This window comes from Pseudodesulfovibrio sp. JC047 (assembly GCF_010468615.1).
Taxonomy (GTDB): Bacteria; Desulfobacterota; Desulfovibrionia; order Desulfovibrionales; family Desulfovibrionaceae; genus Pseudodesulfovibrio.
The window spans coordinates 1-7,790 of the sequence record NZ_WUEH01000040.1; the positions used below are offsets into that span (position 1 = coordinate 1).

9 protein-coding genes are annotated in these 7,790 nt (G+C 50.7%); 7 read left to right on the forward strand and 2 right to left on the reverse strand.

The window, feature by feature from the left end; genetic code table 11:
- Positions 1-35 precede the first annotated feature (35 nt).
- From GO013_RS16410 to leuS, 7 genes are all read left to right on the forward strand, one after another.
- On the forward strand, positions 36-389 hold the full coding sequence (locus GO013_RS16410; protein WP_163813074.1) for a hypothetical protein: 354 nt from the start codon (positions 36-38) through the stop codon (positions 387-389).
- Positions 390-420: 31 nt separating this feature from the next.
- Entirely contained in the window at positions 421-1,152 is a 732-nt protein-coding gene (locus GO013_RS16415) for a glycosyltransferase (protein ID WP_163813076.1), read from the forward strand.
- Between the two features lie 127 nt (positions 1,153-1,279).
- Positions 1,280-2,053 carry a GGDEF domain-containing protein gene (locus tag GO013_RS16420; protein WP_163813078.1) on the forward strand — a complete coding sequence of 258 codons (774 nt, stop codon included), beginning with the start codon at positions 1,280-1,282 and terminating at the stop codon, positions 2,051-2,053.
- 235 nt (positions 2,054-2,288) lie between these two features.
- Complete coding sequence (locus GO013_RS16425) at positions 2,289-3,509, forward strand: bifunctional 3,4-dihydroxy-2-butanone-4-phosphate synthase/GTP cyclohydrolase II (protein ID WP_163813080.1); 1,221 nt, start codon at positions 2,289-2,291, stop codon at positions 3,507-3,509.
- Positions 3,510-3,584: 75 nt separating this feature from the next.
- Positions 3,585-4,055, forward strand: coding sequence for a 6,7-dimethyl-8-ribityllumazine synthase (gene ribE / locus GO013_RS16430; RefSeq protein ID WP_163813087.1), 471 nt, complete (start codon positions 3,585-3,587; stop codon positions 4,053-4,055).
- A gap of 3 nt (positions 4,056-4,058) precedes the next feature.
- On the forward strand, positions 4,059-4,505 hold the full coding sequence (gene nusB / locus GO013_RS16435) for a transcription antitermination factor NusB (RefSeq protein WP_163813082.1): 447 nt from the start codon (positions 4,059-4,061) through the stop codon (positions 4,503-4,505).
- A gap of 26 nt (positions 4,506-4,531) precedes the next feature.
- Positions 4,532-7,033 (forward strand): leucine--tRNA ligase, encoded by a 2,502-nt coding sequence (gene leuS / locus GO013_RS16440; RefSeq protein ID WP_163813084.1) that lies wholly within the window; start codon positions 4,532-4,534, stop codon positions 7,031-7,033.
- A gap of 72 nt (positions 7,034-7,105) precedes the next feature.
- On the opposite strand, the gene GO013_RS16445 is transcribed toward leuS, so the two are convergent.
- Complete coding sequence (locus GO013_RS16445) at positions 7,106-7,423, reverse strand: DUF5684 domain-containing protein (protein ID WP_163813086.1); 318 nt, start codon at positions 7,421-7,423, stop codon at positions 7,106-7,108.
- Positions 7,424-7,453: 30 nt separating this feature from the next.
- Positions 7,454-7,790, reverse strand: a 337-nt coding sequence (locus GO013_RS17085; RefSeq protein ID WP_203529688.1) for a hypothetical protein, incomplete at its 5' end; no start/stop codon positions are given.

Sequence of the window (7,790 nt, forward strand, 5' to 3'; positions counted from 1 at the left end):
CCGTTGTGGAGTTTTAGTGTTAGGACAACATTTTCATGGGACATTCATTTTGGGAACTCCCCCCCCCCGAAAGTGTTAAGTTTGAGATTACAATCTGCGCCTCGCAAAAAGCAAGTCGCCGTAAAGGCGAAACCTTTGAAATAATGTTGAAAGACTCCCCATCGCGAAGCGCACAACACCCCATAAAAACGAAAAAACTAGGCCTTTTCTTTCCTCTTCTCTTCATCCTTCAATCAAAAGGAACCCCCCTTTACCCTTTTTCAGGCCCGCTGCTCGAAGCGAATCCTCCCACCCCCTCTAAAGATTGTGTATTCTGTGTCGATAAGTCTCATGAATTGTCGAATTTTATTCGAGAATTATGGAACAAACAAAAGGGGAAAACCCTTTGAGACCCGCAAGGAAGCGGGAGGGAGATTGGATATGGCCAGGGACGGCGATAGACTCTTTTCAGTGATTGTGCCCTCCACCGGAAAGAGGCCAAAGGCATTGCAAAAAGCGGTTTCCTCCGTGGATGAGGCCGTTGAATTTGCCGGATTGGACAAAGGGCAAGTTGAAATTCTCATTGGATTCGATGGCACGAAGGGGAAAACCCCACGAGCGACGTCCTTACTCAGGACGTTCACTCTGCCGAAGGACAATGATTGGGGAAATGGTGTGCGAGATATGCTGCTCAAAATCGCTTCCGGGGAAAAAATCGTTTTCCTGGATGATGACAATGCCTTGAAGCCGCACGCCTTCAAACAATATATCAAACATTTCGATGCTGAAATGGTTATTGGTCGAGTCGATACGCAATTGGTTTTCGAGCGACCTTTTATCCCGGTCTTCGATGCAGAACCTCTTGTCCGTCAGGGCAATATCCATCCGCTGTGTCTGAGTCTTTCTCGAAGATTGGTGGTCGATCGTTGCGGCGGCTGGCTGTACCGAGGTTCCTCTGATGCCGATTATCGAAATATTCTGCATTGGCACCGCCGTGCCCATAGTGTGACCGTCATCGAAGACGTGGTCGGAATCTATGATGCGGGCCGGAGCCTGGACAGCAATGCTTTGTCCACTCGGCAAAAAACACTGCTTGACCGATTGGTCGCGGCGCGGGTGGCTGAGGCCCCGCATGGTGTTGCGCCTGTCCCTCTCCATTGTGTCCGGATGTGAGGTTGGATTCAAACCGCTTATCAAGGCCGCGCCTGTCCTTTCTGACGAAGGGAAAAGCGCGGTCTTTCTTTTTTGACTGAGCATGGTATACTGGGCCTGGAGTTCCCTTTGAGTGAGAGGATACGCAATGGCTTTGACTGACAGTATACACAAGAAAAAGACACTGTGGCGAACGTGCCTGCTGACTTTTGGAGGGTCGTGCGTCCTTGTGGTCATTGCGTTGCTCATGACCTTTGTATTTCCGCATCAGCCATATATTCACGCTCTTCCTGCCCTGACGGCCTTTTTTGTCCTTGGTGCCGCTGGCTGCTGCATCGTCCGATGTCTGCGGTTGTTGGATGCTTCATATGGCGTCATTTCACAGTTATCCGCCCATGACGACATCACTGGGCTGCCGAATCGTCAGTGGTTTTTCGATCGTCTGGATGAAGAACTGGATCGGGCATTTCGGTATAATCATCCTGTATCCCTTATCATGGTTGATATCGACCATCTCAGAAGGGTGAATGATACCTTTGGCCATGCGCTTGGCGATACGGTCCTCGCGGAGGTAGCTCGACTGGTATCCGCCAATGTGCGAACCACGGATCGAGTTGTTCGGTACGGTGGTGAAGAATTTGTGGTGCTGCTTCCGGAAACGACGATGGAACAGGCCCTGGTGGTTGCCGAAAAAGTCCGGATGGTTGTCGAGGTCAATGATCTCAACCTGTATGGTCCGCCGGTCAAGGTGACGCTCAGTTGCGGCGTCGCTGATGTCCGGTTTGTGCAAAAAAAGAAAGGACCGCTCCGTGACGCATTTGTTCTCGCGGCCAATACCGCCATGCGTCTTGCCAAAAAGCATGGAAGGAACCAGGTCCAGGCCTTTGTGCCAAAAACAGATAAACATATCCGCCTTGTCTGATCCCCCCCCTTGCCCGTGTCTTTTGAATGATTATTATTGACCGGAGGCTGAAGCCGACAAAGGACCAATCCCTTGAGCCGTGGCGTATTTGTTTGATATGCCATGACTTTCAATATGGATTTTTCCTCTTTCCCACCGGAGTCTTTTACGTTAAGTAATGTGTCCCCTGTTCGAAGCATGACAGAGAGCCTCTGTTCGCTGAGATCGGGCAAAAAAAATATTGAGGTGCAAAGATATGGCACTGTGTAAGATTGAAGAAGCCATTGAGGATATCCGTCAGGGCAAAATGGTCATCATGGTGGATGACGAAGATCGCGAAAATGAAGGCGATCTCGTCTGTGCCGCTGAGGCTGTAACCCCGGAACATATTAATTTCATGGCAACCTATGGTCGTGGGCTGATATGTCTTCCCATGGAGAATACCATGGCGGACGCTCTTGGCCTGGAGTTGATGGCCAAGAAAAATGAGTCAGGGTTCGGAACAAATTTCACGGTTTCCATCGAAGCCCGCCATGGTGTGACCACCGGCATTTCCGCCGCTGATCGAGCCACCACGGTTTTGGCCGCAGTGGAAGACGGTGCTTCGCCGGACTCCATCGTGACCCCCGGACATATTTTCCCGCTTCGGGCCAAGGACGGTGGTGTTCTCGTTCGAGCCGGACAGACTGAAGGCGGTTCGGATATCGCCCGTTTGGCCGGATTCAAACCCGCTGCCGTGATTTGTGAAATCATGAATGAAGATGGCACAATGGCCCGGTTGAATGACCTTGAAAAGTACGCCGAAAAACATGATTTGAAAATATGCTCCGTGGCCGATCTGATCGCTCACCGTATGAAATTTGACGGCAAGTCCGTGACAAAGGTCGGCGAGGCTAAATTGCCGACACGTTTTGGCGATTTCAAATCTGCGGCGTTCAATTCCGAGGCCGATGGCAAGACGCACATCGCTTTGTATATGGGTGACATTCACCCTGACGAGCCGACCTTGGTACGGGTTCATTCCGAATGCCTGACCGGCGATGTTTTCGGTTCTTTGCGCTGCGATTGCGGACCTCAGTTGGCCGACGCCATGTGCATGATTCGCAATGAAGGTAAAGGCGTGCTGGTGTACATGCGCCAGGAAGGACGCGGTATTGGTCTCGGCAACAAGATCAAGGCGTACCACTTGCAGGATCAGGGGTACGATACCGTTGAAGCCAATGTGAAACTTGGTTTTCCGCCGGATCTGCGTGAATACGGCACTGGTGCTCAGATTCTCGCGGCCCTCGGAGTGAGCAAGATGCGCTTGATGACCAACAACCCCAAGAAAATCGTTGGATTGGAAGGGTACGGTCTTGAAGTGACCGAACGGGTTCCCATTGAAGTTGGGGCGTGTAAATTGAACGAAAAATATCTCAAGACAAAACAAGATAAGATGGGGCACTTGCTGCACGTCAATGGAGACGACGGCGAATAAGTCCCGTCTGATTTGACTTTTCAGGAAGTGCTACCGTAATACAGCGCATATATCTTATAGTGTGCAGGAGAAAATATTATGTCCATGAAGACTATCGAAGGACAACTGAATGCCAAAGGGTTGAAGGTCGCTCTCGTTGCGGCCCGTTTCAACGATTTTATCGTTGACCGTCTTATTTCCGGTGCCGTGGACTACCTTGTCCGTCATGGCGGTAGCGAAGACGATTTGACCCTTGTTCGACTACCTGGTGCCTTCGAGCTTCCCATCGCTGCGCAGAAATTGGCTCGCTCCGGTGAGTATGACGGTATTGTCGTGCTCGGTGCGGTCATTCGCGGGGCCACTCCGCACTTCGATTATGTGTGCAATGAGTGCGCCAAGGGTGTTGCTCAGGCCAGCATGGAAACCGGCGTCCCCATGGGATTCGGCCTGTTGACATGTGATTCCTTGGACCAGGCCATCGAACGTGCCGGCTCCAAGGGTGGCAACAAGGGTGTGGAAGCCGCTTCCGCCTTGCTGGAAACTGTTCGCGTTTTGGAGCAAATCTAGTTTATGGCTGGCAAGAAAAAGGGCAATCGGCCCGGCATACGCAGAGTTGGACGCACTCTGGCTTTTCAGGTGCTCTTCTCAATGCGTTTTCGTGATGCAAAAAATCCCATGGCTATGGAAACCGTGTTTTCCATCAATCCGCTTGTGGCGGATCAGGAGTCTGAAACGGCACGGGATTTCGCTCATGACTTGGTCATGGGCGTGGAAGCCAATCGTGAAACGCTGGACTCGACCATTGGTGAAAATGCACAGCATTGGAAGATCGAACGGATCGCCATTGTAGAATTATCCATTCTCCGGCTGTCACTCTATGAAATGATGTTCACTGATATTCCGGTCAAGGTCGCCATCAACGAAGCCATAGAATTGTCCAAGACATTCGGGGACGAGAAATCTCGTTCCTTTGTCAACGGCATCCTGGATGGCGTGGCCAAGTCCCTCAAGAAATAAGCATTTCAAATCATAAAGGTTCAATCATGGCTTTAGGAAAATATATACCGGAAGCTATCGAGAAGAAGTGGCAGGACATCTGGAAAGAGTCCGGCTGCTTCGAGGTCGAAACCGATCCCGGTAAACCGAAATATTATGTCCTGGAAATGTTTCCGTATCCCTCTGGAAAGATTCACATGGGGCATGTGCGGAATTACTCCATCGGTGATGTGGTCGCCCGTTTCAAATCCATGCAGGGTTTCAATGTCCTGCACCCCATGGGATGGGATGCGTTCGGTCTTCCGGCTGAAAATGCGGCCATCAAGCATGAGACACATCCGGCCACGTGGACACACCAGAATATCAGCGAAATGCGTGAGCAGTTGCAGCGTCTCGGGTATTCCTATGACTGGCGTCGTGAAATCGCGACCTGCCGTCCGGAGTATTACAAGTGGGAGCAGAAGTTCTTTCTCAAATTCCTTGAAAAAGGCCTGGCCTACCGCAAGGATTCTCCGCAAAACTGGTGCCCGACCTGTCACACCGTGCTTGCCAATGAGCAGGTGGAAGAGGGACTGTGCTGGCGGTGTGAGTCCGAAGTCGAACAAAAGGACATGGAACAATGGTTCCTGCGGATCACGGACTATGCGGACGAGTTGCTGAAAGATCTTGAGCAGCTCGAAGGCGGATGGCCGGAGCGCGTGCTGACCATGCAGCGCAACTGGATCGGCAAATCGTACGGTGCCGAGCTGACCTTTCAGGTCAAGGACATGAACGAGACCATCGATGTGTTCACCACCCGGCCTGACACCTTGTACGGTGCGACATTCATGTCTGTGGCCGCTGAACACCCATTGGTGGACACCTTGATCGCCGATGCGGAAAATAAAGATGAAATTGAAAGTTTCATTAACAATATCAGAAATATGGACCGCATCAAACGCGGTGCTGATGATCTGGAAAAAGAAGGGATTTTCACTGGCCGCTATTGTGTGAATCCGGTCACGGGTGAAGACATTCCCATTTTCGTGGCCAACTTCGTTTTGATGGGATACGGCACCGGTGCTGTTATGGCGGTTCCGGCGCACGATCAGCGTGATTTCGAATTTGCCACCAAGTACGGACTGACCAAGAAAGTGGTTATCAATCCGCCTGAACTGCATGAAAAGGGTGAGGTGCTGGACGCCGCTGATTTGACTGAAGCGTATTCCGCTCCTGGTTTCCTGATTCATTCAGGGGAGTTTGATGGCATGGCCAATGAGCCTGCCCAGAAAGCGATTGTTGAGCATCTGGATGCGTCCGGTGCTGGCAAAATGGCCGTCAACTACCGTTTGCGCGACTGGAACATTTCCCGTCAGCGTTTCTGGGGTGCACCCATTCCGGTCATCTATTGTGATGATTGCGGTGTGGTGCCGGTTCCCGAGGACCAGCTTCCCGTCTTGTTGCCAGCGAATGCCCAGGTCCGCAAGGATGGCAAATCCCCGCTGCCCACCATGGACGAATTCGTGAATTGCACGTGTCCCAAATGCGGCAAGCCCGCGCGGCGGGAGACGGATACATTTGATACATTCTTCGAATCATCCTGGTACTATCTGCGGTATTGTGACCCTCGCAACGAAACAGAAGCGTTGGGTTCGGAGCACGTGGATTACTGGATGAACGTGGACCAGTATATTGGTGGTATTGAACATGCCATTTTGCATTTGCTGTATTCCAGATTCTTTACCAAGGCCTTGCGTGATACCGGATTCATTTCGACAACCGAGCCTTTCTCCAACCTGTTGACACAGGGAATGGTGCTCAAGGACGGCGGCAAGATGTCCAAGTCCAAGGGCAACGTTGTTGATCCCAAATCCATGATCGAGCAATATGGCGCGGATGCCACCCGCTTGTTCATTCTGTTCGCTTCACCGCCGGTCAAGGAATTGGAATGGTCGGATCAAGGCCTCGAAGGTGCTTTCCGTTTCCTGAGTCGCCTCTGGCGTTTGGTGGAAGAGCTGGAAGACATCTTGGAACCGGCCTGGCCGACAACCGCGACTGATCCGCAGTCCGATGCGGCCAAGAAGCTTCGTTTCAAAGAACATGACACGATTCGTCGGGCAACCAGAGACATCGAGAATGAATTCCAGTTCAATACGGTCATTGCGGCTGTCATGGAACTGGTCAATGAGATGTATCATCTCAAAGACGAATTGAAGACAAGTGATCCCATGGCGTTGTCGTCGGCTATCGCCACGGCAGTGACCCTGCTTTCGCCTGTGACTCCTCACATTTGTGAAGAATTGTGGCAGGCTTTGGGACATGAAGCGGGTTTGACGTCGCAATCATGGCCGACCTTTGACGAAAAGGCCCTGATCAAGGACGAAGTCACCATGGTCGTTCAGGTCAACGGCAAGATGCGCGCCAAATTCCAGGCACCGAACAATGCGCCCAAGGATGAGATGGAAAAAATTGCACTCGGTTTGGAAAATGTGGTCAAATTCATTGAGGGCAAGACGGTTCGTAAAGTTATCGTCATTCCCAATAAATTGGTCAACATTGTGGCGAATTAGAACGATATTGATTGTATAAAAATGGCCCGGAAGAACGTGTTCTTCCGGGCTTTTTTGTGTCTGAAGGAGTGGTTATCCTCGATATCTGGATTCGCCGAATCCGAGGATGGGGTAAAAAATAAAGGGGAGGATGAAGAGTCCAGCGGCAAAAATACCGGGCTGTCCGAATTTTTTGGCTATTGCAATGGAGAGCAGGATCATGAGGATGATATTCACGATGGGAATGAAATAGCCGATGAACCAATACCATTCCTTTCCTCCGATTCGATTGAGAACCCACAGGTTATAAAATGGAATGAGGCAGGCCCATCCATATTCCCCGGCTTTGACAAAGGTTTTCCACATGCCGATACAGACCGCGACCACAATAAGAAGATTTATGAATGACATTTTCCGTTGAACTCCTGCTCAATGTTTCTTTTATAGAATACATATATTGATATGAGGATATGGGTCAACAAAGGGGGGAGGGGGATTCGCTTCGAGCAGCGGGCCTGAAGAGGGAAAGGTGGTTTTTTTGATTGAAGGATGAAGAAAAGAAAGAAGAAAAAGACAACGATTTTTTGTTTTTATTGAGCATTGCGCGCTTCGCGGTAGAGAGTTATTCGGAATTATTTCAAAGGTTTCGCCTTTACGGCGACCTGCTTTTTGCTTGGCGCAGATTGTAATCTCAAACTTAACACTTTCGGGGGGGGAGTTCCCAAAATGAATGTCCCATGAAAATGTTGTCCTATCACTAAAACTCCACAACGGAGGG

Coding starts and splice junctions, on each gene's coding strand:
- GO013_RS16410 (WP_163813074.1), top strand. CDS start 36: ATGGGACATTCATTTTGGGAACTCCCCCCCCCCGAAAGTGTTAAGTTT.
- GO013_RS16415 (WP_163813076.1), top strand. CDS start 421: ATGGCCAGGGACGGCGATAGACTCTTTTCAGTGATTGTGCCCTCCACC.
- GO013_RS16420 (WP_163813078.1), top strand. CDS start 1,280: ATGGCTTTGACTGACAGTATACACAAGAAAAAGACACTGTGGCGAACG.
- GO013_RS16425 (WP_163813080.1), top strand. CDS start 2,289: ATGGCACTGTGTAAGATTGAAGAAGCCATTGAGGATATCCGTCAGGGC.
- nusB (WP_163813082.1), top strand. CDS start 4,059: ATGGCTGGCAAGAAAAAGGGCAATCGGCCCGGCATACGCAGAGTTGGA.
- leuS (WP_163813084.1), top strand. CDS start 4,532: ATGGCTTTAGGAAAATATATACCGGAAGCTATCGAGAAGAAGTGGCAG.
- GO013_RS16445 (WP_163813086.1), bottom strand. CDS start 7,423: ATGTCATTCATAAATCTTCTTATTGTGGTCGCGGTCTGTATCGGCATG.